Source organism: Cupriavidus sp. MPR-AND1C (genome assembly GCF_058809705.1).
Map to the genome: position 1 here is coordinate 12,805 of NZ_JBXASU010000028.1, position 22,648 is coordinate 35,452.

The window sequence follows — 22,648 nt, forward strand, 5'->3', positions numbered from 1 at the left end:
AGCGCAACCAGCCGCGCAACCTCAAGCCGGGCGCCCGCAGGCACGCTGGCGCAGCAAGGCCATCACTTCCTCATCGGTGGTCTGCCTGAAATCCAGGTAGAACGCGCCCACTGCGCCAAAGCTGGCTGGCACGTTCAGGCAGATCACCTCGTGCGCCGACGCGCGCAGGCTGGCCTCACCCTCGATGGAGGCAACCGGCACGGCCGCCACCACCCGCTTTGCCTGCGCCTGGCGCACGCCTTCCAGCGCGGCGCGCATGGTGGCGCCGGTTGCCACGCCGTCGTCCACCACGATCACGGTGCGCCCGGCCATCGCCGGCACTGACGCTCCCCCGCGATAGCGCTGCTGCCGGCGCCCGATCTCGTCGAGCTGGCGGCCGCGCTCGGCATCGAACGCACCGCTGTCACGTGCGCGGCGCGTCCAGGGATCGTCGTTTGCCACAGTCAGCGGCGCACTGCCGGCGGCGTCGCCCTCCACGACCGCGCCCAGCGCCAGCTCCGGATAGCCGGGAGCCCCGATCTTGCGGACCAGCAGGATATCGAGCCGTCCTTCGAGGATCCGCGCCACCTCAAAGGCAACCGGCACACCGCCGCGCGGCAGCGCCAGCACCAGTGGCGCCTCGCCAGCCGCGGCGGCGCCAAAGCCGCGTTCCGCCAGGTGCCGTCCAAGAAAGATCCCGGCTTCGCGGCGATCGGCAAAGCACGGCGGCAATGGCGGGAAGCGGGACATGGCTGGCTCCTGCAGTGGGTCGGTCGGGCCGGGGCAGGCCAGTGCCGTGAGCGCGTGCTCGCACCGCTCACGGCAGCGAGGCAGCGCGGCATGCGCGCGCACTAGCCAAATATAGACCGATAAGGCTGGCGAATCGAGGTGGGGAAAGGGAATCCGGAAAGCAAGGCGGGATGGGACGGCTAAGGCACCGTGCATGCCCGATCACCGTGCCACGTGCTGGCGGCGCCTCGGCCAGCGCGCGATTGGACGTGATTGCGCAACAGTGTATTTTGCCCGGGCCGGATTATCTTTCCGGCGCGTTTGGCTAACATGGCCTGTACCGATGGCAGCCACACGGATCGCCATTTCACCAGCGCCAGCTACGAGGCATAACCCCGTGGCGCGCCAGTCAGACGCAGCGAGAACGCACATGAGTACGCATCACAAATCCACGCACGACACCCAGCGCAAAGACCGGGCGGTCACTGACGCCAGCGGCCTAGGCCTCGATATCCCATACGGCTCGCTCGACGCAGCGGCACTCGCCGAGCTGCCGTATACGTTTCGTCCCGTCGGCACCGCCACTCGCTTCTACAACGAGTGCTTCAGTTAAGCCGCTGAACGCAGCAACGCCGTCGGTGCCCTTGGGTCGCATGACCCCGGGGCACCGGCGGCGTTCTCCATTGTGTCATTGCGTCATTGCGCTCACGCGTTAGCGGGTACGCTTGGCGTCTTCCCTGGCGTCACCATAAGCGGCCTGCGTCTTGCCGGCGATCTCGCCGTGTCCGCGCCGTGCCCACATGCTTGAACAGGGGGGCGCCGAGATCAGCTTAGGCAGTCGCGGCGGCTTTGCTGCTTGTCAGGCGGCGGCTGTAAGCCCAGTAGGACGAATGCCCACGCGTCCGGGATAGCGGAGCGAATGAGGCCCGGCGTCTGGGGGAGACAGGAAAATCAACAGGGAAATCAAAAGAGCGCCTCGCGTAGGAACACGAGGCGCTGGCCGGCAAGGAGAATCCAGCAGGGAGGCGCATAGCCCGACGGGGAAAGTAAGGCTACACGCGGATTCTATATCATTTTTATCAATTAAAAATAGGCAAAACGTTTCATATTTGCGCATAAACCGCTCCATCGGGGCAGGCTCAGACGCGCTCCGGCACGGCCAGGCCATCGCCAGGCAACGCAGCCGGCACGGCCAGGCCATCGCCAGGCAACGCAGCCGGCACGCCGCGCTCGAGATGCGAGGGCAGCCACCCGCATAGCCCGTCCCGCGTCAGCGGGCGCGCAAAGTGATAGCCCTGCCCCAGGCGCACGCCCTTGCCCGCCAGCCACGCGCGCTGCGCCTCGCATTCGATGCCCTCGGCCACCACCGCCAGATCCAGGGCGTGGGCAAAGCTGATGGTGACGTCGACAATCTGGCCGCTCACCTTATCGCCAGGGTCGGCCTGCACAAAGATGCGATCGAGCTTGAGGAAGTCCACCTCGAACTGCTTGAAGTAGGCCAGCCCGCAGTAGCCGGTGCCAAAGTCGTCCACCGCCAGCTTGATGCCGCGCGCCTTGGCGCGCTGGATCGCACTGCGCTGGTGCTCCACCAGCGAGACGGCATCGCGCTCCGTGATTTCCAGCACCGGGGTCACGTTGGCCAGCAGCAGTGCGAATAGCGGCGAGTCTTCGGCCCAGAAGCCCGCATCGTCAAAGTGCTCGCTGGTGACGTTGAAGGCAAGATGGAACGCGGGCGGCAACGCCAGCGGCTCGATGTCGCGCAGCACACGGGGGATCAGGTGCAGCGTCAGCGCGACCGCCAGATGCTGTTGCTCGATAGCCGGAATGAAATGCTCGGGCTCGAGCAAGCCGCGCCTCGGGTGCGCCCAGCGTGCCAGCACTTCCACCCCCGTGCACAGCCCGCTTTCCAGATCGACCACCGGTTGGTAGTAAGGCACGAACTCGCCGTTGCGCAGCCCGCGCTGCAGCTCCGCGGCAAAGGAGCGGCGCGCCGCCCGGCGCGAATGCAGCCCCAGCACCATCAGCGCAGCGATGCCCGCGGCCAGCGGTGGCAGCACCATGTACTTGAGGCTCTCATGCAGTATCAGGCTGTGCGGCGCGCTCGCGATGACGGTGATCGGGTGTCCCGTCAGTGGCCGGATATCGACAATGCCATGCGCGCCCTGCCCGGCGTCATCACGCCGCACCAGGGCTGGGGCACCGGCATGCTCGCCCGCATCGCTCACTGCGCCACCAGCGCCGCCGGCGCCGCCGTTGAGCATGAAGCGTGTGCCCGCCACCTCGATCTCGATACCAGGAAACCCCAGCTTGCCCGCCGACTGCACCATGTCGGCCAGATAGCGCCCCTCCACCCAGACCAGTACGCCGCTGCCCGGGGCGGTGCCTGAGAACACGGCAAGCGCCATGCTGGCGCCGTGAGGGGGTTTGGCAAAGAGGTACTGCAACCCGGGCCGCCAGTTCAGTAGTTCGCCCAGGGGAGCCGCTATCTCACCGCGCACCGCCGAGCAATAGCGCATGCCGCGCGCCACCAGCACCACATCGCGGATATAGGCGGTGTAGGCACCCTGCTCCTGCAACTGGCGCGCCACGCCGCGGCAGGGTGCGCCCACCAGCTCGCGGTCCTGGTAGGCAATGTCAAGCGTATCGGCCAGCGCGAGTTCGAGGTTGTCACGCACCGCCGACGACATGCGCTCCACGCGCTCGCGCGCATCGTGCGCGGCCAGCATCGCGATCAGCCATAGCGCCAGGCCGGCGGCAAGCAACGCCGCCAGCAAGGCGAGCCGCCGCGCCCCCGCGTTGCCCGCCTCTCCCCGCAGCCAGCGCTTCATGTTGCCGCTGGCAGGCTGAGAGTGACGACGGTGCCCTTGCCGATCTCACTGGCAAGCGTGATCTGCCCCTGATGCACCGCCACGATCTCACGCACGATCGCCAGGCCCAGGCCGTTTCCCGTTGTATTGCCCCGCCGGTTGGCCCGGTAAAAATTCTCGAACGCCATGCCCGCTTCTTCCTTCGTCATGCCGATACCCCGATCCTCGACCCTGACCGAGACCTTTTCCTGCTCTAGCGGCAGCGGCTCGACCGTGACGGTAACTTCGTCTTTCCCGTCAGAATACTTCAGCGCATTTTCTATCAGGTTGCGTACCGCCTGTGACAATTGCGCGCGGTCCGCCAGAACGTGCAGCGGCACGCCGGCATCGATCACGCGCACCCTGCCCGCTTCGGCGAACTCGCCCGTCACCGTCTCGCGCACGAGCGTGGCTACCTCCACGCGTTCACGCTCGAGCATGCCGCTGCTGCGGGCTTCGATGCGGGCCAGGTCGAGCAAGTCGGACAACAGCGCATTGATCTGGCCGGCACGGGCGTGGATGGCGTGATAAATGCCGCCGCGCCGCTCCACCGGCACCACATCGGCACTCAACAGTTCGGCATAGCCGGCAATGCCCGCAACAGGCGCCTTGAGCTCATGCGCAGCCGCGGAGACAAAATGGGATTTCATGCGGTCATGGCGCAGTTGCGTCGTCACGTCGCGCAGCACCAGCACCAGGCCGCCGCCGCTGGCCGCATGCACGATGCGCACCTCGTAGGCCGGCGACACCGCCATGTCGAACTCGACGATGCCGGCGAATTCCCCGGCCGGCTCGGCCCGGTCCAGTTCCGCCAGGAGCTGCTCGGCGCAGCAGGCCTGCCGCGCCGCACGCCGGCCGCGGTAGAGCCAATGGACAAACTCGCGCTGCGTGGCGCCGCGCAGCCGCGACAACGACACGCCCAGCAGTTCGCATAGCGCGGTATTGGTCTCGTCGATCACACGGTCACGGCCAAACACCGCCACACCGTCGGGCATGGCCAGAAACAGCCCGCGCAAATGCTGCTTCTTCTCGGCCAGGATATCGCGCACCACGGTCTCGGGGGGGGGGGGGGGGGGGGGGGGGGGGGCAAGCTGGCCCACCGCGATGAACTGCCTGACCTGGAAGAACATCACCAGCAAGGTGACCACGCCGGCGATCGCAATGCCCGCGCGCAAGCGGTCGTGATAGCTGGCAAGGGCCGCATCGCTGCTGATGCCGGCCAGCACCGCGAGATTGCGCCCGGGCAAGCGCTGGATGGCGTAGATGCGGCGGGCGCCATCCAACCCGCCGGCGGCCGTGACAAGGCTGTCCTGCGTGCCGGCCAGCGCCCCGCGCAACGCGGAGCCGGGCAACAGCACCTGGCCTGGCTGGCAGCTTTCCTGGCTCCAGCGCGCGCGTACCACGAAGTCGTCGGTGCCGGCCAGCAGCACGGTGCCGGAATCCCCCAGGCCCGCCTTGGCGTAGACCTGCGACAGGTAGCCGGGATCGAGCGACACCACCACCACGCCCGCGAAACGGCCATCCTTGGCGCCCACGATGCCTCGGGACAATGGCATGGACCAGTGGCCGCTGACACGCCCGGCAAGGGGCAGGCCGACATACAGCGACGGCAGCGCACGGCTCTCGTGCACGCGGAAATACTGGCGCTCGCTCAGGTCCAGCGACACGAAGTCCGCGCGAGTGGATGCGCGCAGCCTGCCGCCGCGGTCTAGCACGGACACCTCGAGAAAGGGGGCGATGGCAAGGTAGCCGCCGCGCTTCCATTGCGCCAGCGGCAGCGCGGGCCCGCGCTCCGTTACGGCGCCACCAACGAGCGACGCGATCTGGTCGGCCTCGGCCAGCGTACGCTCGGCATGCTCGGCGAGCAGCCCGGCCACGCGGGCCAGGCCGGCATGCACGTGCCGCAATTCGGCCGCACGGTCCCATAGCCCCAGGCCGGCGAGCGCGCACCAGATGCAGACCACGATGACAATGCCTGACCAGAACGGGCGTCTCGCAAAGCGATGCGCACCTGCCAATGCCTGCCGGTAGATTTCCAGCCTCATGGGAAAGCTACCAAAAAACGAATATATTGTTCATCACAGCCGTGAATCGCAGCCTTCGATACTTGTCCGCGCGTGCGTGCGCCCCGCGCACCCTCCGGGTGCCGCTGCCTGAAGACAGCCTGGTTGCGGCAAAGCTTCACAGTATGATCTATTCAGCTGCGCCAGTCCGCTCGCATGGCCCATCGCCCCGGGACATCCGGCGTAGCCGGCCAGGTGCATCGCGAAGCGTTAACTTCAACGACTCAGCGATGCTTTATCATAATTGCGTGTTTTCCTGGCATTAAGTTGCGCTTAGGCAGCTTTTCGAAGAATAATGAAAACAATACGATACGTAACGCCGCAGCCCCGCCCGGCGCGCGTTGCGTCAGTTGAAGAGGCCATATGACCGATCTGCGCTTTTATTCCACCAGGACCGCTGCCGAGATGCTGGGCGTCTCCCTGCGCACGGTCCAGCTCTGGGTCGAAAATGGCCGGCTGCCCGCGTGGAAGACCGACGGCGGACATCGCAGGATCCCCGCCGATTCGGTCGACCGCATGGTGGCCGACCAGCGCAGCCAGACCGCCGCGCCCACGACGGCCGCAGCCGCCCCGGCGGGAAGGGCATTTCGCGTACTGCTGGTGGAGGACGACGAGCACCTGCTGCAGATTTACCGCATGGCGCTGGAAACCCTCAACCCGTCGGTCGAAATCCTCGAGGCCACGAACGGATACGATGGCTTGCTGCTCATTGGCAGCAGCAAACCCGACCTTGTCCTCCTGGATCTGATCATGCCTGGCATCGATGGCTTCCGCCTGTGCAGGACCATCGACGCGCAGCAAGAGTTCGCCGCCACACGCATCGTCGTGGTGACTTCGCTGGACAAGCATGCCATTGCGGACCGCGGCGGCATTCCCGGGCATATCCGTGTCTTTTCCAAGCCAATCCCGATGTCCGTGCTGCAGTCGCTGGTGGTGACCTTGCAGGTCAGCCCTGGCACGCCAGCCTAGGGTCGGTCCGCGCAGGCGCAATGGCGAGATTCGGCGCCGCCATTGTATATCATTTTTTTCAAATACATCGATGCGCCAAGTTTCATATTTACGCGAACCGCGTGCGGTAAAGGACTGCCTGCTCTAGCCACGCTCCCCTTCGCAAAGATCCCGATGTCTATCCATGAATGACACCTGCGGGAAGCTGTACGCCTGGCGCACGCCAATCGCGCGCGCGGCGGCCGCCCCTTTGGCGCGGTGCTTGGGCTCGATGGCGAACAGGTGGCGACCGGCGTGCGGGCGGTGCGCTACGTCTTCGACGATAGAGCGAAAACCATGCGCAAAAACGGGCCGCAAGTGCAAAGCGTACCCGTTTCTGCGTGGTCAATAGAACCCGTTCCGTACCCGTTTCTGCGTGATTTCCGACAGACCGGAGCAGGGGCGTACCCGTTTCTGCGCGGCGCAAGGCGCCTGGGCGCCGGCCCTGGTCAGTAGGTTTTGTAGGGCAGGAACTTGTCCGACATCTCGATCTTCACGCGATCGCCATTCGGATCGGCATCGCGCCGCAGGTCCATGCGGAAATCGATCGCGCTCATGATGCCATCGCCAAACTCTTCGTGGATCAGCGCCTTGAAGGTCGTCCCGTAGATGCTGACCAGTTCATAGAAGCGGTAGATCAGCGGATCGGTCGGCACGGGAGTGGGCAGCGAGCCCTTGTAAGGCACGGTGCGCAGCCACGGCTCGGCCTCCGGCGGCAAGCCGAAGATCTCCATGATGGCCTGCGCGCCGGGCGCGTCGAAGGCCATCTGGCCCAGGCACGCGGCGGTCGTCCACTCCTTGCTCTTGCCGACCTTCTCGGCCACATCGGACCACCTGATGCCTTTGGTGACCTTGGCCTCAATGATCAGGTCGGTGATATCGCTGCGATTCATTTGCGCTCCTTTGGATTCTGGATTGGTTTTGGGGGGACTTTGGGACGGGGCGGCGCTAGCGCCGGACGATGTCAGGGAAGCCCGTCCAGCCGCGTGCAAGCCGCGGTGCGCGCGTTGTCGTATCGCGCCAGCGCGGCAAAAGACGTAGCACCCGGCACGAGGGCCTGCAGCGCCAACACGACAAGAAGGATCGGCATCGCACCTCCGCAGGTTCGTGCGCACAAGATGGTGACGCGCCCGGCACGCCTCAGGCACACATCAGGCAATGTCACCGCGCGCCAGTGTGGATCGATGCGCGCATCACCAGAATGACCACGGGCGCACCCTCGTGGCAAGGCGCTCCGCGCAAGGTTCATGCCACTGCACCGGGCACCGGACGCTTCGCCAGACGGTGCATGCAAGCGCGGGTGCTACGCACGGGCGCACCAAGGCCGACGCGGCGCACGCACTGCCGCGGTGAATCACGCCGCGCGTGCGCACCTGTCATTGCAGCCTCGCCCCCAAGCGGTGCAGCGCGGCGGGTGGAATCCTGCCGCACGCCGTGCATCACGTCGCGCCGCACGTGGCACAGCCGTTGCTTGCATACAAGATCGCATACAAGCAGGGCACAACGGCCGCAGCCTGAGACCCGCGAATTCCCGGAGAAAACGCCATGACTCAACTTTGCGACCAGACGCTGGCGCACTACGCCCGCAGCGCGCTCAAGCTGCACGGGCTGGAGCTGCCCATGGACGCCGAGGCGCGCGTGATCGAACAATTCCTGCACGTGGCCGCGGTAGCGGTGCCCCTGCTGGCGCACCCGCTGGATGCGCATGAAGAGCCGGCTCCGGTGAACCGGCCATGAACACGCGCGATGCCGTGGGCGTGGCGGCGTGCCCGAGGCCATCCGCATGGCTCGCGCGGGCCGCGGCATGAGCGGCGCCGAGGTCCGTGTGGTCTCGCGCGCCGAAGCAGTCTACGCGCAGCTACGCGACGACATCTTCGAGTTCCGGATGCTGCCCGGCGACCGCTTCACCGAAGGCGAGATCGCCCAGCGCCTGGGCGTGTCGCGCACGCCGGTGCGCGAGGCGCTGCTACGGCTGCAATCCGACGCGCTGGTGCAGGTGTATTTCCGCAGCGGCTGGGAGGTGGTGCCACTGGATTTCACACGTTTCGACGAGCTCTACGAGCTGCGCAAGCTGATCGAGGTCAACGCCGTGCGCATGCTGTGCACGCACGCCACGCCCACGGTGGATCACGGCGCGCTGGCCCAGCTTGCGCAGTTCTGGCAGGTGCCGCAGGACGCGCGCCTGGACGACGGCCGCCTGGTGGCGCAGCACGATGAGGCCTTTCACGCGGCACTGGTAGCGGCGGCGGGCAATCGCGAAATCGCCAGCGTGCACCGGCAGGTGACCGAGCGCATCCGCATCATCCGCCGGCTCGATTTCACCTACGCCGCGCGCGTGACCGCCACCTACGACGAGCACGCCGCCATCCTGCGCGAGATCCAGCGCCAGCGCGCGGAGCAGGCCGTGCTGCTGCTGTCCAGCCATATTGAAGAAAGTCGCGCTGAAGTGCGCAAGATCACGCTGCACCGCTTGCAGACGATACGCACCGACGGCACGCGCACCCAACATGCACCGCGATAGCACCACGTAGGCGCAGCGCGCCCCGGCGTGTCGATGTCGACGGCGAGCGTGATCGTGGCGGAGATGTTCGTCGGCTCGGACACCTGCCCTGGCCACCGCATCATCGATGCGCAGCAGGTCTTCAACTCTCGATCTTCGGGCCCGATGAGACGCGCGCAAACGGGCCGCTGCGGGGGCAAATCTTTGCGAGAGTTATTTCCGATGTAACGCCACATTACGGGACCGGCCACGGTCCCGTTTTCTTTTCGAGGCTGCGGCCGGCCCCGCGCCACCACCCGTGCGCCCAATGCCGGCAAGGCCTGGCGGGTGACGTGCAGGGGCCCGGAAAGCCTCGCCAAAGGTGAAGCCGAGGCCCTTGAAAGTGTGATTGCGCCTTACAAGTGCGAGCACACCGGCGCGGGCCCGATCGCTACAGTGAGGCCATGTTCAACGCGAAGCCAGTCACGGAGTCCCCAACATGAAACGCGCCATCGCCCTGGTTGTCCTGCTCTGCTCCGCAGCGTCCCTGCTGTCCGCCTGCATCGTGGTGCCCCCGCGTGGCGGCCCGCCGCCGTACCGTTACCACGACCGCTATTGAGCGGCTGCAGGTAACACGCACGCGCCGCCCCCGAAATCCAACGCATCGCTCGCACCCCTGGAGTTGAACCATGAAACGCCAACTGCTGCTCGCCCTCACTACCCTTGCCGCCGGCGCCGCGCTTGGCCTGATCTCGCCGGCCCAGGCCCAGGCCTATCCCCCGGGCTACCACGGCAGCCCGCATATGCGCCCGGCGCCGCCCCCGCCGCGCTATGAGCCCCGCCCGCCGGGCCGTCCTGGCCAGGCATGGGTGCCGGGACACTGGAGCGCCAACGGCGGCAGCTATGCCTGGCGCGGCGGCTACTGGCAGCGCGAACGCCCGGGTCACCGCTATGTGCCCGAGCGCTGGGTGCAAAGCCCGCGCGGCGGCTGGGTGATGCGGCCCGGCTACTGGGCCCGCTAAGCCGATCCTTCCCGGCCAGGCAACCAAGTGCGCCGTCCCCGCCTTGCGCGTGGACGGCGTCTTTTTTTTCGTGCTTGCAAAGCACACCCGGCACGCGGCGCCAGCGCGCCATCGAGTGTGTGCTAGCCAACAGTCCCCCCCGCAGCCCGGCATTACAGTCACCTCACTACCCGTCACCCGGCTCGCCGCGAACGCGAGCCAGGCTTCGTGCTGCGTGAAGGAGACATGCCATGGCAGACGACAAGCAGATCGTACCGGTCATCCTGTGTGGCGGCGCCGGCTCGCGGCTGTGGCCATTGTCGCGCGACGGCTATCCCAAGCAGTTCCTGCGCCTGCTCGGACAGGACTCGCTGCTGCAGGACACCCTGTTGCGGGTGCGGGAGATTCCCGGCGCGCAAGCCCCGATCCTGGTCAGCAACGAAGCGCACCGTTTCGTGGTGGCCGAGCAGGCGCGGGAGGCAGGCTGCGCGCTGTGCGCCATCGTGCTTGAGCCGCATCCGCGCAATACCGCGCCCGCCGCGGCGGTGGCCGCGCTGCAAGCGCGCAGCGGCGGCTCGGACCCGGTGCTGCTGGTGCTGCCCTCCGATCACCTGATCCGCGACCGCGCCGCCTTCGCCCGGACCGTGTGCCAGGCCAGCGCCGTGGCCGCAACCGGCGTGGTGGTGACGCTGGGCGTGGTGCCCACGTTTGCCGCCACCGGCTACGGCTATATCAAGGCAGTGCCCAGCAATACGGCTGACTTGCTGTCGGTCACGCGCTTTGTCGAGAAGCCCTCGCTGGAAATGGCTACCGGCTACCTGCAGGAAGGCAACTGCTTCTGGAACAGCGGCATTTTCCTGTTCCGCGCCTCCGTCTATCTCGCCGCGCTGGAGCGGTTTGCCCCCGACATCCTGCTGGCCGCGCAGGAGGCGATGGTGCGCGGCCACCGCGACCTGGACTTCTTCCGGCTCGACACGGACGCCTTTGCCGCCTGCCGCTCTGACTCGATCGACTACGCCGTGATGGAGCACCTGCGTGACGCGCAAATGGCGCCGCTGTCCGCCGACTGGAGCGACGTGGGCTCCTGGGATGCGGTCTGGAAGGCCGCCGAAAAGACCACCGATGGCAACGTGGCCATCGGCGACGTGGTCACGCACCACGCGCAGGGCTGCCTCGTCCACGCCTCGCACCGGATGGTGGCGGTCGCCGGCCTGGACGACGTGATGGTGGTGGAAACGCCGGACGTGGTGCTGGTGGTCCACAAGGATCACTGCCAGGACGTGAAGCAACTGGTGGAAGCGGTGCGCGCCCAGGGCCGCCCCGAGGCCACCCAGCATCGCAAGGTATACCGGCCCTGGGGCGCCTACGACGCCGTGGACCACGGCACGCGCTACCAGGTCAAGCGCATCACGGTCAAACCCGGCGCCAAGCTCTCGCTGCAACTGCATCACCACCGTGCCGAGCACTGGGTGGTGGTTTCCGGCACGGCGCGCGTGCGCCGCGGAGACGTCGAGTACCTGCTGACCGAAGACCAATCCACTTATATCCCGATCGGCGAGGCGCACAGCCTTGAAAACCCCGGCCGGATCCCGCTCGAACTGATCGAGATCCAGTCCGGCTCCTACCTTGGCGAAGACGACATCATCCGGATGGCAGATATCTATGGGCGCACATGACCTCGAACCCTTCGGCCGGCTCGCGGCCACCGAGCTGCAGCCCGAGGCCAGCGGCGACACCGGCAGCGGCGGGGCGCAACGCCCGCGCCGCGCGCTGATCACCGGCATCACGGGCCAGGACGGCGCCTACCTGTGTGAGCTGCTGATTGCCAAAGGCTACGAGGTGCACGGCATCAAGCGCCGCAGTTCGCTGTTCAACACCGAGCGCATTGACCACCTGTACCAGGATCCGCAAGCGCCCAGGCGCAGCCTGATCCTGCATCACGGCGACATGACCGACACCGCCAGCCTGGTGCGGGTGGTGCAGCAATCGCAACCTGACGAAATCTACAACCTGGCGGCGCAAAGCCACGTGCAGGTGTCGTTCGAGGAACCCGAATACACCGCCAACACGGACGCGCTGGGCACGCTGCGCCTGCTCGAGGCCGTGCGCATCCTTGGCCTGGAAAAGCAAACCCGCTTCTACCAGGCGTCCACATCCGAGCTGTACGGCCTGGTGCAGGCGACACCACAGAAGGAAACCACGCCGTTCTACCCGCGTAGCCCCTATGCAGCCGCCAAGTTGTACGCCTACTGGATCACGGTGAACTATCGCGAGGCCTACGGCATGTATGCCTGCAACGGCATCCTGTTCAACCATGAGAGCCCGGTGCGCGGCGAGACCTTTGTCACGCGCAAGATCACGCGGGCGATGGCGCGCATCGTGCTGGGGCTGCAGGACACGCTCTATCTCGGCAACCTGTCGGCCCTGCGCGACTGGGGCCACGCGCGCGACTACGTGGAAATGCAGTGGCTGATGCTGCAGCAGGACAAGCCCGAGGACTATGTGATTGCCAGCGGCGAGCAGCACAGTGTGCGCGAGTTCGTGCAGCTGGCCGCCCTGGAGCTCGGCATCACGGTGCGCTTCGAAGGCGAAGGCGCCGATGAGGTGGGCGTGGTGGCGCGCGTCGATGCCGCCGCCTGCCCGGTGACAGCGCGCTGCAAGCCAGGCGACACGATTGTGCGCGTGGACCCGCGCTACTTCCGCCCGACCGAAGTCGAGACGTTGCTGGGCGACGCCAGCAAGGCGCGCGAACGGCTGGGCTGGTCGCCACGCACGAGCTTCGGAGCCCTGGTGCGGGAAATGATGGAAGCGGACATTGCCGCGGCGCGGCGCGATGCGTTCGTCAAGCTGGCCGGGTTCCGGGCCTACGACCATCATGAGTGAAGCCGGCACCGCGGTGTCAGGCGGCCCCACGCCGTCATCCGCAACCCTGCCAGCGCGGCGATCGCGTGTGTTCGTGGCAGGCCACCGCGGCATGGTTGGCTCCGCCATCGTGCGCGCGCTGGACGCGCGTGGCCAGGCCGACATCATCACCCTCGGCCACGCCGCGCTCGACCTCACCGACCAGCAGCAGGTGCGCGCGTTCTTCGCCACCGGGGGCATCGACACGGTCTACCTGGCAGCCGCGCGCGTAGGCGGCATCCACGCCAACCACACCTTTCCCGCCGAGTTCATCCAGCAGAACCTGATGATCGCGGCCATCGTCATCCACGAAGCCTGGCGTGCGGGCGTGAAGCGCCTGCTATTCCTAGGATCGAGCTGCATCTACCCGAAGTTCGCGCCCCAGCCCATCAGCGAAGCCGCGCTGCTTACCGGGCCGCTGGAGCCCACCAACGCCCCCTACGCCTTGGCCAAGATCGCCGGCATCGCGCTGTGCGAGAGCTACAACCGCCAGTACGGCACCGACTACCGCTGCGTGATGCCGACCAACCTCTACGGCCCGGGCGACAACTATCACCCCGACAACAGCCACGTGATACCGGGCCTGCTGCGGCGCTTGCACGAAGCCAGCATGGCGCATGCCCAACAGGTGCCGGTGTGGGGCAGCGGCACGCCGCTGCGCGAGTTCCTCTACGCGGACGACCTGGCCGCGGCATGCCTGCACGTGATGGCGCTGCCCGAAGCCGCGTACCGCCAGACCGCGCCGGCCGGATTCCTGAACGTGGGCAGCAACGAGGAAGTCAGCATCCGCGAACTGGCGGGGCTGGTGGCGCAGACCGTGGGCTTTCGCGGCGACATCGTCTTCGACAGCAGCAAGCCCGACGGCACACCGCGCAAGCGGCTCGACTGCACGGCCCTTGCCGCCACAGGCTGGCAACCGGCCGTGACGCTGCGCGACGGCCTGCGGCTGGCCTACCTGGATGCACTGCAGAGCGCAAGGCTGGCGCATGGCACAGCACCGGCACAACACGTGGAGGCCTGACATGAAACCCCTGCTCCGCCATCCCGACGAGCGTGCGCGGCCTCAGGCCGAGGCGTGCGCGACGTCGGCCACCTCGGCCGCCGGCAGCGGGGCAGCGAGTCCCGGCGCGCTCTGGCCCGGGCAGGTCATCTTTCCCACGGGCAGCGCGGATGCCGGCCTGTGGCGGCGCTGCCTGCAGCAAATGCGCGCCATCTCGCTCAGTCCCGGCGCGCTGGTGGTGCTGGCGGGACAGAGCCGGCTGGAGAACTGGGCCATGCTGCTGGCCAGCATGGCGCTGGGGCGGCGGCGCGCGGCCTTCTTCCATGGGGCCGCCTTTGCCAGCGTGCCCGGGCGCTTTGGCGCGCTGGCGGACGCGGTATTGCTGCGCCATTGCCAGGGCGTCTTCGTGGGTAGCGAGCGCGGCTGCGCGCGCGCCATTGCCGCCGACGTTCCCCCGCGCAGGATCTTTGCCTGCCGCCCGCCGGCCGTGCTGCCGGACGGCTTCGATGCTGCCGCCGAACAGCGCAAGCGGATCGAGCACGCTGCGCCGGCACATGCGCCGCATTTCCTGCATGTTGGCCCCCTCACGCACGATCCGGCCCTGGTGCTGCTGCTCTATGCCTTTGCCGGCACGCGGCAGGCGTGGCCGGCGGCCACGTTATCGCTGGTGGGCACAGGCCGCGCCTATGGCCGGCTGCGCGCCATGGCCGACGCGCTCGGGCTGGGGCCGTCGGTACGCTTCCTGGGCGCGATGGCGCCGGCAGACCTCCCCGTGGAGTACCGCAAGGCGAACTGCCTGGTGCTGCCCGATGCCGCGCAGCGCTGGCATCCGCTGGTGCGCGAGGCATTGAGCTACGGCTGCCCGGTGGTGGTGAGCGTGAACAACGACGACGCCGGCGAACTGATACGCGACGGCGTCACCGGCCTGTATTTCAAGGCAGGCGACGCCGGTGCGCTGGCCAGGTGCCTGGTGCAAGTGCCCACGCGCTTTGCGGATGCCGCCGCCACCGCCACGCGCTGCCAGGCCGCCGCGCTGGAGGACTCCCCCGCCTCCGCGGGCCGGGCCATGGCGGCTGGCTGCGTGCGGATCATGGCCGCGGACTAGGCCCGCGCCGGCATATGCCGACACATGTCGACATGGCCGCCACGCACCCCGCGCGCCGCAGCGGGCGTGACGGCGGCGTAACCCATACAGCGCATCGATGCCACTGACGCTACCCTTGCCATGAAGATACTCATGTACTGCCTGAACTATGCGCCCGAGCTGACCGGCATCGGCAAGTACACCTGCGAGCAGGCCGAGTGGCTGGCCGCGCGCGGCCATGAGGTGCGGGTGGTCACCGCACCGCCGTACTATCCGGCGTGGCGCGTGGGCGAGGGCTATCGCGCGTGGCAATACAGCCGCGAGCGGCGGCGCTGGGTGGAGGTGTATCGCGCGCCGCTGTGGGTACCGCGCAGGCCAGGCGGCATCACGCGGCTGCTGCACCTGGCGAGCTTTGCCGTATCCAGCCTGCCCAGCCTGATGGCCCAGTTGCGCTGGCGCCCGGATGTGCTGTTCGTGGTGGAGCCTCCCCTGATGTGCGCGCCGGCCGCCTTGCTGTTCTCGCACTGGAGCGGCTGCAAGACCTGGCTGCATGTGCAGGACTACGAGGTCGACGCGGCCTTTGCGCTAGGGCTGCTCCGCCGGCCCTGGCTGCGCCGCCTGGCCCAGCGCGTGGAGCGTCAGTTGATGATGCGCTTTGACCGGGTCACGTCGATCTCACAGGCCATGGTCTCGCTGGCGCGCGGCAAGGGCACGGAGCCCGAGCGCACGGCCTTGCTGCCCAACTGGGTCAACCTGAGGGAAATCAGCGCCGGCAGCGCCGCGCTGGCGCGCCGCACGCTGGGCATTCCGGCGGATGCCGTGGTGGCGCTGTACTCGGGCAATATGGGCGCCAAGCAGGGGCTGGATGTCATGGCCGACGCCGCACGCCTGCTCGACGGCCGTGAACGCCTGCACTTCATCTTCTGCGGCGATGGCGCCGGGCGCCCGGCGCTGGAGGCCGCCTGCGCGGGGCTGCCACAGGTGCGCTTCCTGCCCTTGCAGCCCGCCGGCATGTTTGCCTCGCTGCTGGCCGCCGCCGACATTCACCTGCTGCCTCAACGCGCCGGCGCCGCCGACCTGGTCATGCCCTCGAAGCTGACCGGCATGCTGGCCAGCGCTCGCCCGGTGGTCGCCACCGCGGAGCCGGACACGGAACTTGGCCGCGTGGTTGCGCAATGCGGCGTGCTGGTGCCGCCGGGCGACGCAGCCGCGCTGGCCGCCGCCATCGACACGCTGGCGGCGCAGCCTGCGCTGCGCGCGCACCTGGGCGGCGCTGCGCGCCGCTGGGCCGAGCAGCACCTGGACCGCGACATGGTGCTGGGCGAACTGGAAAAAACGCTGTTCGCGCTGATCAGGCACCAGCCCGCCGGCGCGCCCAGCACCGCCGGGGTCGGCAGCGACTAGCACACGCCACCGCTCAGGTGTTCAACCGCTCAGGCGCTCATGCGTCCACTGACACGCGGTCTTCCACCGAAGCCGCCGCCAGCACCGTGAGATAAATGCTCTCGTACTGGTCGATGGCCTTCTCGGCGGAGAAATTTCCCGCCCACGCGATCGAGCGCGCGGCCACCTCGGCGCGCCGCGCTTGCGGCCATGCGAGCATCCCGGCCAGCACGTCCGCGCCGCGTTGCGCCCAGGCATCCATGTCACCGCTAGCCAACGGCTCGAGCAGCTGCACCTGGTCGCCACCGATCTCGGTCATCGGCGCGCGATTGGTGGTCAGCACCGGCGCGCCGCATGCCATGGCTTCGATGATGGGCCAGCCAAAACCTTCTTCCAGGCTCGGAAACAGCATCACAGCGGCCAGCGAATAGGCTGCCTGCACCGCCTCGGTAGGCAGCCCCGTCAGAAAGCGCACGCTGCCGCCAAGGGTGATCGCCCGTTCGCCCTGCTCGCGCATTTGCGCGGTGGGATCGCCGCCGACCATCCACAGCGCCCGCGGCTCGCGGCACTGCCGGCAATAGGCTAGGTAGAGCGCCAGCACGCCTTCACGGTTCTTGTACCACTGGTTGCCGCCGATATGCACCAGCATGCCTTGCGGATCGGCAGGCACGCCAGCGCGCTGCAGGCAGGCCAGCGCCTCGGTGGTGCCCATCCTGCGGAACGGATAGTTCATGCCGTTGTAGACCACCCATGCCGCCTCGGGCGCGCACGGATGCAGCCGCCGCAGGTCGCGCATGGTCTTGTTGGAGACGGCGATAAACGCCTTTCCCTGCAACAGGCCCCAACGGATCAGCGACTGGTAGGTGTGCCCGCTGGCCGAGAGCCCTTGCTCGGGGAACTCCCCGGCGAGCGTGCGCAGGGCGATGAAATCATGGCAGTGCACCACGTGCGGACGATGGCGCAGCAGCGGCATCCAGATGCCCAGCGCATGATCGGCCAGCACCAGCAAGGTGTCCTTGTCGACCTTGCGCAAGCGCCACAGCGCAAGCATCGGGAACAGGATGTACTGATCGATGTAGCCCAGCCATTTCCGCAGCCCGCCGCGCGCCGGCAGGCGGCACATCACGGCGGCGGGGGTCCATAGATCGGCCTGGTGGCCGCGTGCGCGCATGCCGTCGATGATCATCGCGGCGAAGCGATCCATGCTATGGCTGCCAAAAAAGGCGGGGTGACCCAACAAGATGATTTTCATGGTGATGGAAAAGTGTGCGGATAGCCGGGCGTTGCCGCGTCGTTTTTCAGGTCGTCTTTCAGGTCGTGACTTCGCCCTGCCGATCCGGGACAGGGCTTAACCCGGGTGATACAAGCGCTGGCTCGCTTGGCGCGTGGCGGCCAGCGTAATGCCGGCAAACACGAAGCCAAGCGCGTTGGCGGTCAGTTGCCCCACTACCGGCCAGGAGGTCAGCCCGAAGATGGCGATGGTCCACATCAGGATGAGAAAAGAGTTGCCGGTGCGCCTGGCCACGCGCAATGCGCGCCACATGCCGTTGACGAAGATCAGCGCCTTGAGCAAGATGCTCAGATAGCCGACCAGGCCCATCTCGCCAATGACGCGGCCGGTCTCGGTTTCGCTGATCACGAACAGCAGGCCGGTCTGCAGGAAGTAGTTGGCAAGGTTGCTGCCAAGCCCCAGCCCGCTGCCAAGCAGGCTCTGCTCGGCCGAGACATCGTTGACACCGAAGAACATCGACTCCACCCGGTCGCTGAAGCTCTCCATCTGCGCCGCGGAACTGAAACGCTCCAAGGTCGCGTCCACCGCCGAGCTGACGAACAGCACGATGACCACGCTCATGAGGATGGAAACAATGCCCCACGACAACGCCGTCCTGCGCCGTTTTCCCTTGCCGTAGCGCAAGCTTGCCAGCAGCGCGATGCCAAACACGATCGGCAACAACAGGATGGCCGAACGCGACCCGCTGACCAGCGAGGCAATGAACAGACTGCCGATGACCGCCAGCGAATACAGCTTGCCCAAGAGCCCCGGCTTCTGCTCGCCCAGCACCGCCTCCAGCGCGAAGGGGCTGACGATCGCCAGGAACAGGGTGTAGCCCAGCGTGAACGAGAAGGTGCCCGTGGTGCGCACCACGTCGGCCGTCACGCGGAAGACCGTATCCGGATCGCCCTCGATCTGGCGATTGAGGAAACTCTCCGGCGGCTGAAAATGCTGCACCAGTGCCAGCGGCGCCATGAACAGCAGCATGGCAAGCGCGGCCTTGTAGATGGCTTCCAGGTCCTGCTCCTCGAGCAGCTCGGCCGCGGCGTAGGCAAACCACAGGTACAGCAGCCAGAAGCGCACGCCGATCAGGAAAATGGGCAGCGAGTTGATGCCCGCAACAAGTTGCAGCAAGCCCCAGAAGCAGACAATGGCCGACCACCACAGCAGCATGCGCACGGTGCGCCGAGCCGGGGTAAAGCCTGAATAGCGCACCGCGTGGTACAGCGCGTACACCACCATCAGGTCGCGCAGCAGGATCAGCGGCATGGTGAGCGAATCCGAGACCCACTTGCGCGCGGCGCCCTCGAACACGGCAATCACGAAGACCGTGATGAAGATCCGCCCGAACACGGTGACGCGCGCCCGGCGGGCTGGCACGGCGGGCTTCGCGTAGGCAAGGGAATGGCTCAGCATAGCGCGGCTACCGTTTCGGCTGCACTCAGGCGGTACCTCGCCCAGGTGTACTTCTGCCCGGCGACACGGGCAGGGGCGCGCGCGCGCTCCAGCTGCGCGCGATCTGTCGCCAGGGCCAGCATGCGTTGGTACAGTGCGTCCGCGCAAAGCGGCACCACCCACCCGGCCTGCGGAAATTCCTCGATGATTTCTTTCGCACCGACCCGATCCGAGAGCAGCACCGGCGTGCCGCATGCTAGGGCCTCGGCCACCACCATGCCGAAGGAATCGAAGCGCGACGGCAGCACGAAGCAATCGGCATCGGCAAACACCTGGAACAGCGCCGGCTGCGGCAACGCGCCAAGCTGGAGCACGCCCGGCATGGCTGCAATGCGCCCGCCCAGCTCCGGCTCGACGAGCGCGCCGGCAAGCACCAGCTCCGCCTCCGGCATCCGCTCCCGCAGCCGCGCGAACGCGTCGAGCAGCAGGTCGATGCCTTTGCCCACGCGCACCGCCCCCGCAAATACAAAGCGCGGGCCGCCAGCGAGCCGATGGCGGCGGACGTCATCCGGCAGCGTTGCGCCAAGCAGGATCGGCTTGAGCTTGGCGGGGGGCACGCCGGCGTCGATGTAGGTACGCGCGGCAAACTCCGAGCAGGTGATGATGATGTCCGCCAGCGCAATCTCCGCATCTTTTTGCGCATTGATCTGCGCAAGGTAGGTGCGGTCCTCGACCGGCATCATGGCTTCGGCCGCACGATGATGCACGGCGGGCGCCTCCAGCACACAGCGCGCGCCGATGCGCCGCGCCGCCTGGAAGGTCCGCAGCGCGGAGTTCTCATAGGCCACCACGATATCCGGGCGCACCGCCTCCACCCGGGCGGCCACCCATTGGTCGAACAGATGGAAGATCCTGTGCGCGTAGGCTGACCCGGAGCGGCCGACATAGCGATTGAGGCCAAGCTTGAGCACACCCGGAAAAAACACCAGGTGCCGCCGCAGCGCCCTGGGGATGGCGACCTCGCGCACCTTGGCGTGATATCCGGCCGGCAGCCACCAGGGCGGCGCCTCGCCCGGGGCACGCACCGGCACACCGGACCAGTATTGCTTGAGCATGTCGCGCTCATAAAGCGCCTGTGCCATCTGGTGCGAATGCTGCAGGCCGGGATGCGTGACGAGAGCTTTCATGCTTCGCTCCCCCGTGGGGTGCCATCGAGCCTCGCTCCCGCTGGCACGGCTTGCGCATGCGGCCCGGCGCAACGCGTGGGCCGGCCGGGCGGCTGCATGCGCAGCGTGCCCGCCAGGCGCACGCCCTGCACGAAGCCACCCCAGCCACCCAGCAATTGCCCGGGCAGGCTGCGTGGGCGCTTGAGCAGGCTGTGCGCCAGGAAGTAAGCGCCCGGGCAACTGCGCGATCCGACCAGCAGCTGGAACAGCACCAGCCGCAGGCGCATCGCCGGCGGGGCGTATGCCATCGAGATCGCCGTCATGTTGCAGGTCTCCTCGAAGCAGCGCTTGCGCGCATAGCTCTGGCGCTCGTAGTTGTAGCGCGCGGCCGGATAGTGATCGACGATGGCGCCGGGATCGAGCACCAGGCGCCATCCTGCGTGGCGCAGCATCTGGCACATCCACGTCTCGTTGCCCGGCTGCGCGCCCTGCCCCTGCAGCCGCTCGTCAAAGCGCGCGGTGCCCAGTGCCGCGCGGCGCAGGATCCAGTTGCAGCCCTTGAGCGTTTCCACCGCGCGCGGCGCGCCGCACACCCGATGGGTCTCGCCGATGATCCGGCCCCAGCCGTCGCGATAGCCGGCCAGCGCAACATCCGGCACCGCCAGTGGCGCGCCGTCGGCGCCGCGCACGACATCCCGGCCGCCGGCGCCGCCCACCGTGGCATCGGCAAAGTGGGGCAGCAAGCGGGCCAGCCAGTCCGCGCGCGGCAGCGCGTCGTCGTCCAGGATCGCTAGCAGCTCGCCGGTTGCGTGCGGCAGGCCGGCATTCATGGCAGCTACGACGCCAGGCTCGGTCACCTTGACTACCAGCAACGCCGGATAGCGAGCCTGCGCCGTATCTGCCAGCCACGCAGCCGTGGCGGGATCGTCAGCGCCGCGGCAGACCACGATCAGCTGAGCCGGCGCCGGCACGAGCGCGGCGGCCGCCTGCAGGCAGCGCTGGAGCATGTCCGGGCGCCGGTAGGTCGGGACCATCAGCGTAACGCTGGGCGCATCGCTCATTGCGTGCTTCCTCCATGGGGCGCAAGGCGCTCGTCGCCTGGCAGCAAGCGCCCGGCACGCACGGCCGCGGCGAGCTCGCAGACGATCGCCGCGGCCAGCCCGGACGACAGCCCGAGCTGGAACCACAGCACGCCATCGAGCGTGGTGAGATCGAAAAAGCGCGGCGCAACCGCGCACCAGGCCAGCACCACCGGCACCTGCACGAAGGCAAAATGATTCAGGCCGCGATTGGCCAGCAACTGCCAGGCGATGCCGACCACGCTGGCAAAGCCCGCGCCAAGGCAGGCGATCACCAGTTCGGCGCCCAGCGAAGCGTAGTTCGGCCCCACCAGCCACAGCAGTAACCCCGGCCAGGTCACGGCCAGAAGCACCAGCGCGGCGGCAGGCAGGCAAGCCAGCGCCACCCAGCCGGCAAAGCGCCGCAGCACGCCGTCGCGCGCTTGCGCGAAGCGCGGAATCACGTACGCGGCCACCACTGCACCCACCGGCATCAGCAATTGCCCGATGCGCGACAGCGCGCCCAGCGAGGCCGTTTGCCCGACCGCGCCGTGATAGGCGACGATGGCGAACACTAGTTGCCCCTGGACGCAGTAAAACGCCTCCAGCGGCAATTGCCGCCGCATGATGCGGCCGATGTACTGGCTGTCTTCCAACTTGCCGGCGCACCCGGCATGCGCCGTCAGTGGTATCTCCCGCGCGATCCAGCGCTGCACAAACGGCACGCGCAGCCCCGCGAACAGCACGTTGACGAGGGTCGCTCCCAGCACGCCGAGCAGGCCCAGCGCGTAGAGCGCGCACGACAGCACCAGGCGCCCCATGGACAAGCCGGTATCCAGCGCCTGCAGCGCGGGCGCGCGGTTGGCAAACAGCAGCACCTGGTCCACGACGCGCGATTGCATGTCGAAGTACCAGGTCGCCAGCAGCAGCGCCAGCAGCAACACGATCAGGACCGCGCCGGCATGGTTGCGATACAGCAGCCACGCGGCAATCGCCAGCACCACCGGCAACAGCCAGGCGGAGAGCTTCCAGCGCTGGCCCATGGCCGCGCAGGCCAGTTCCGCGGCACGCTCCCGGTCTGGCCAGGTCTTGCCCAGCAGCGCGTTCAGTCCAAGCTGGATGCCACCCTTGGTGACAATGGCGATGGCGCCCATGATGAGGCCGACCACCGTGTAGACGGCGTAGTCGCCCACATCGAGCCAACGGGCCAGCAGCAGGCCAGTGACCGCGCCGATCCCCTGTGAAAGCACCGCATAGACGAGGAACCTGAGCAGCTTCACGGCGGTCCCGCTCCCCGCTCGATG

20 protein-coding genes and 1 pseudogene are annotated in these 22,648 nt (G+C 67.7%); 11 read left to right on the plus strand and 10 right to left on the minus strand.

Features of this window, described 5'->3' with window-relative positions; translation table 11 throughout:
* Window positions 1-21 precede the first annotated feature (21 nt).
* A complete protein-coding gene (locus AC1RWI_RS16870) occupies window positions 22-729 on the minus strand; it encodes a phosphoribosyltransferase (RefSeq protein WP_043352700.1) in 708 nt (235 codons plus the stop codon).
* Between the two features lie 409 nt (window positions 730-1,138).
* On the opposite strand from AC1RWI_RS16870, the gene AC1RWI_RS16875 reads away from it, so the two are divergent.
* Window positions 1,139-1,321 (plus strand): hypothetical protein, encoded by a 183-nt coding sequence (locus AC1RWI_RS16875; protein WP_043352698.1) that lies wholly within the window; start codon window positions 1,139-1,141, stop codon window positions 1,319-1,321.
* 526 nt (window positions 1,322-1,847) lie between these two features.
* Here AC1RWI_RS16875 and AC1RWI_RS16880 read toward each other — a convergent pair.
* Together AC1RWI_RS16880 and AC1RWI_RS16885 are read right to left on the minus strand one after the other, a co-directional pair.
* The gene (locus AC1RWI_RS16880) at window positions 1,848-3,536 is read right to left on the minus strand and encodes an EAL domain-containing protein (RefSeq protein WP_492867583.1); all 1,689 of its coding nucleotides are present in this window, start codon (window positions 3,534-3,536) and stop codon (window positions 1,848-1,850) included.
* The gene (locus AC1RWI_RS16885) at window positions 3,533-5,599 is read right to left on the minus strand and encodes an ATP-binding protein (RefSeq protein WP_492867585.1); all 2,067 of its coding nucleotides are present in this window, start codon (window positions 5,597-5,599) and stop codon (window positions 3,533-3,535) included. Before AC1RWI_RS16885 ends, AC1RWI_RS16880 begins: the two co-directional genes overlap by 4 nt.
* Before the next feature lie 381 nt (window positions 5,600-5,980).
* On the opposite strand from AC1RWI_RS16885, the gene AC1RWI_RS16890 reads away from it, so the two are divergent.
* On the plus strand, window positions 5,981-6,586 hold the full coding sequence (locus AC1RWI_RS16890) for a response regulator (RefSeq protein WP_043352697.1): 606 nt from the start codon (window positions 5,981-5,983) through the stop codon (window positions 6,584-6,586).
* A 467-nt stretch (window positions 6,587-7,053) separates the two neighbouring features.
* Here the strand turns inward: AC1RWI_RS16890 and cynS are convergent, their stop codons facing one another.
* Together cynS and AC1RWI_RS16900 are read right to left on the minus strand one after the other, a co-directional pair.
* A complete protein-coding gene (cynS, locus tag AC1RWI_RS16895) occupies window positions 7,054-7,497 on the minus strand; it encodes a cyanase (protein WP_492867587.1) in 444 nt (147 codons plus the stop codon).
* Window positions 7,498-7,568: 71 nt separating this feature from the next.
* Window positions 7,569-7,694: a hypothetical protein gene (locus tag AC1RWI_RS16900; protein WP_269083428.1), complete on the minus strand. Its 126-nt coding sequence runs from the start codon at window positions 7,692-7,694 to the stop codon at window positions 7,569-7,571.
* A 455-nt stretch (window positions 7,695-8,149) separates the two neighbouring features.
* On the opposite strand from AC1RWI_RS16900, the gene AC1RWI_RS16905 reads away from it, so the two are divergent.
* The 9 genes and pseudogenes from AC1RWI_RS16905 (at window position 8,150) to AC1RWI_RS16945 (ending at window position 16,473) form a co-directional block, all read left to right on the plus strand.
* Window positions 8,150-8,341, plus strand: coding sequence for a DUF4089 domain-containing protein (locus AC1RWI_RS16905; RefSeq protein ID WP_492867589.1), 192 nt, complete (start codon window positions 8,150-8,152; stop codon window positions 8,339-8,341).
* Between the two features lie 67 nt (window positions 8,342-8,408).
* The gene (locus tag AC1RWI_RS16910) at window positions 8,409-9,125 is read left to right on the plus strand and encodes a GntR family transcriptional regulator (protein WP_492867638.1); all 717 of its coding nucleotides are present in this window, start codon (window positions 8,409-8,411) and stop codon (window positions 9,123-9,125) included.
* 18 nt (window positions 9,126-9,143) lie between these two features.
* Window positions 9,144-9,260, plus strand: a pseudogene (locus AC1RWI_RS16915) (ABC transporter permease); the annotation flags it as partial.
* A gap of 512 nt (window positions 9,261-9,772) precedes the next feature.
* The gene (locus AC1RWI_RS16920; protein WP_492867591.1) at window positions 9,773-10,105 is read left to right on the plus strand and encodes a hypothetical protein; all 333 of its coding nucleotides are present in this window, start codon (window positions 9,773-9,775) and stop codon (window positions 10,103-10,105) included.
* Window positions 10,106-10,335: 230 nt separating this feature from the next.
* Window positions 10,336-11,760 (plus strand): mannose-1-phosphate guanylyltransferase/mannose-6-phosphate isomerase, encoded by a 1,425-nt coding sequence (locus AC1RWI_RS16925; RefSeq protein ID WP_043352683.1) that lies wholly within the window; start codon window positions 10,336-10,338, stop codon window positions 11,758-11,760.
* Window positions 11,747-12,967 (plus strand): GDP-mannose 4,6-dehydratase, encoded by a 1,221-nt coding sequence (gmd, locus tag AC1RWI_RS16930; protein ID WP_492867593.1) that lies wholly within the window; start codon window positions 11,747-11,749, stop codon window positions 12,965-12,967. Before AC1RWI_RS16925 ends, gmd begins: the two co-directional genes overlap by 14 nt.
* Window positions 12,960-14,006: a GDP-L-fucose synthase family protein gene (locus tag AC1RWI_RS16935; RefSeq protein WP_492867595.1), complete on the plus strand. Its 1,047-nt coding sequence runs from the start codon at window positions 12,960-12,962 to the stop codon at window positions 14,004-14,006. Before gmd ends, AC1RWI_RS16935 begins: the two co-directional genes overlap by 8 nt.
* A gap of 1 nt (window position 14,007) precedes the next feature.
* The gene (locus tag AC1RWI_RS16940) at window positions 14,008-15,090 is read left to right on the plus strand and encodes a glycosyltransferase (RefSeq protein WP_492867597.1); all 1,083 of its coding nucleotides are present in this window, start codon (window positions 14,008-14,010) and stop codon (window positions 15,088-15,090) included.
* 120 nt (window positions 15,091-15,210) lie between these two features.
* Window positions 15,211-16,473, plus strand: coding sequence for a glycosyltransferase WbuB (locus AC1RWI_RS16945; RefSeq protein WP_043352679.1), 1,263 nt, complete (start codon window positions 15,211-15,213; stop codon window positions 16,471-16,473).
* Between the two features lie 37 nt (window positions 16,474-16,510).
* Here the strand turns inward: AC1RWI_RS16945 and AC1RWI_RS16950 are convergent, their stop codons facing one another.
* From AC1RWI_RS16950 to AC1RWI_RS16970, 5 genes are all read right to left on the minus strand, one after another.
* On the minus strand, window positions 16,511-17,656 hold the full coding sequence (locus tag AC1RWI_RS16950; RefSeq protein WP_492867600.1) for a glycosyltransferase: 1,146 nt from the start codon (window positions 17,654-17,656) through the stop codon (window positions 16,511-16,513).
* A gap of 144 nt (window positions 17,657-17,800) precedes the next feature.
* On the minus strand, window positions 17,801-19,141 hold the full coding sequence (locus tag AC1RWI_RS16955; protein ID WP_043352675.1) for a hypothetical protein: 1,341 nt from the start codon (window positions 19,139-19,141) through the stop codon (window positions 17,801-17,803).
* Complete coding sequence (locus AC1RWI_RS16960) at window positions 19,135-20,307, minus strand: glycosyltransferase family 4 protein (protein ID WP_492867602.1); 1,173 nt, start codon at window positions 20,305-20,307, stop codon at window positions 19,135-19,137. The genes AC1RWI_RS16955 and AC1RWI_RS16960 overlap by 7 nt, the downstream gene beginning before the upstream one ends.
* On the minus strand, window positions 20,304-21,347 hold the full coding sequence (locus AC1RWI_RS16965; RefSeq protein ID WP_492867604.1) for a glycosyltransferase family 2 protein: 1,044 nt from the start codon (window positions 21,345-21,347) through the stop codon (window positions 20,304-20,306). Before AC1RWI_RS16965 ends, AC1RWI_RS16960 begins: the two co-directional genes overlap by 4 nt.
* Window positions 21,344-22,624, minus strand: coding sequence for a hypothetical protein (locus AC1RWI_RS16970; protein ID WP_043352671.1), 1,281 nt, complete (start codon window positions 22,622-22,624; stop codon window positions 21,344-21,346). Before AC1RWI_RS16970 ends, AC1RWI_RS16965 begins: the two co-directional genes overlap by 4 nt.
* Between the last annotated feature and the right edge of the window lie 24 nt (window positions 22,625-22,648).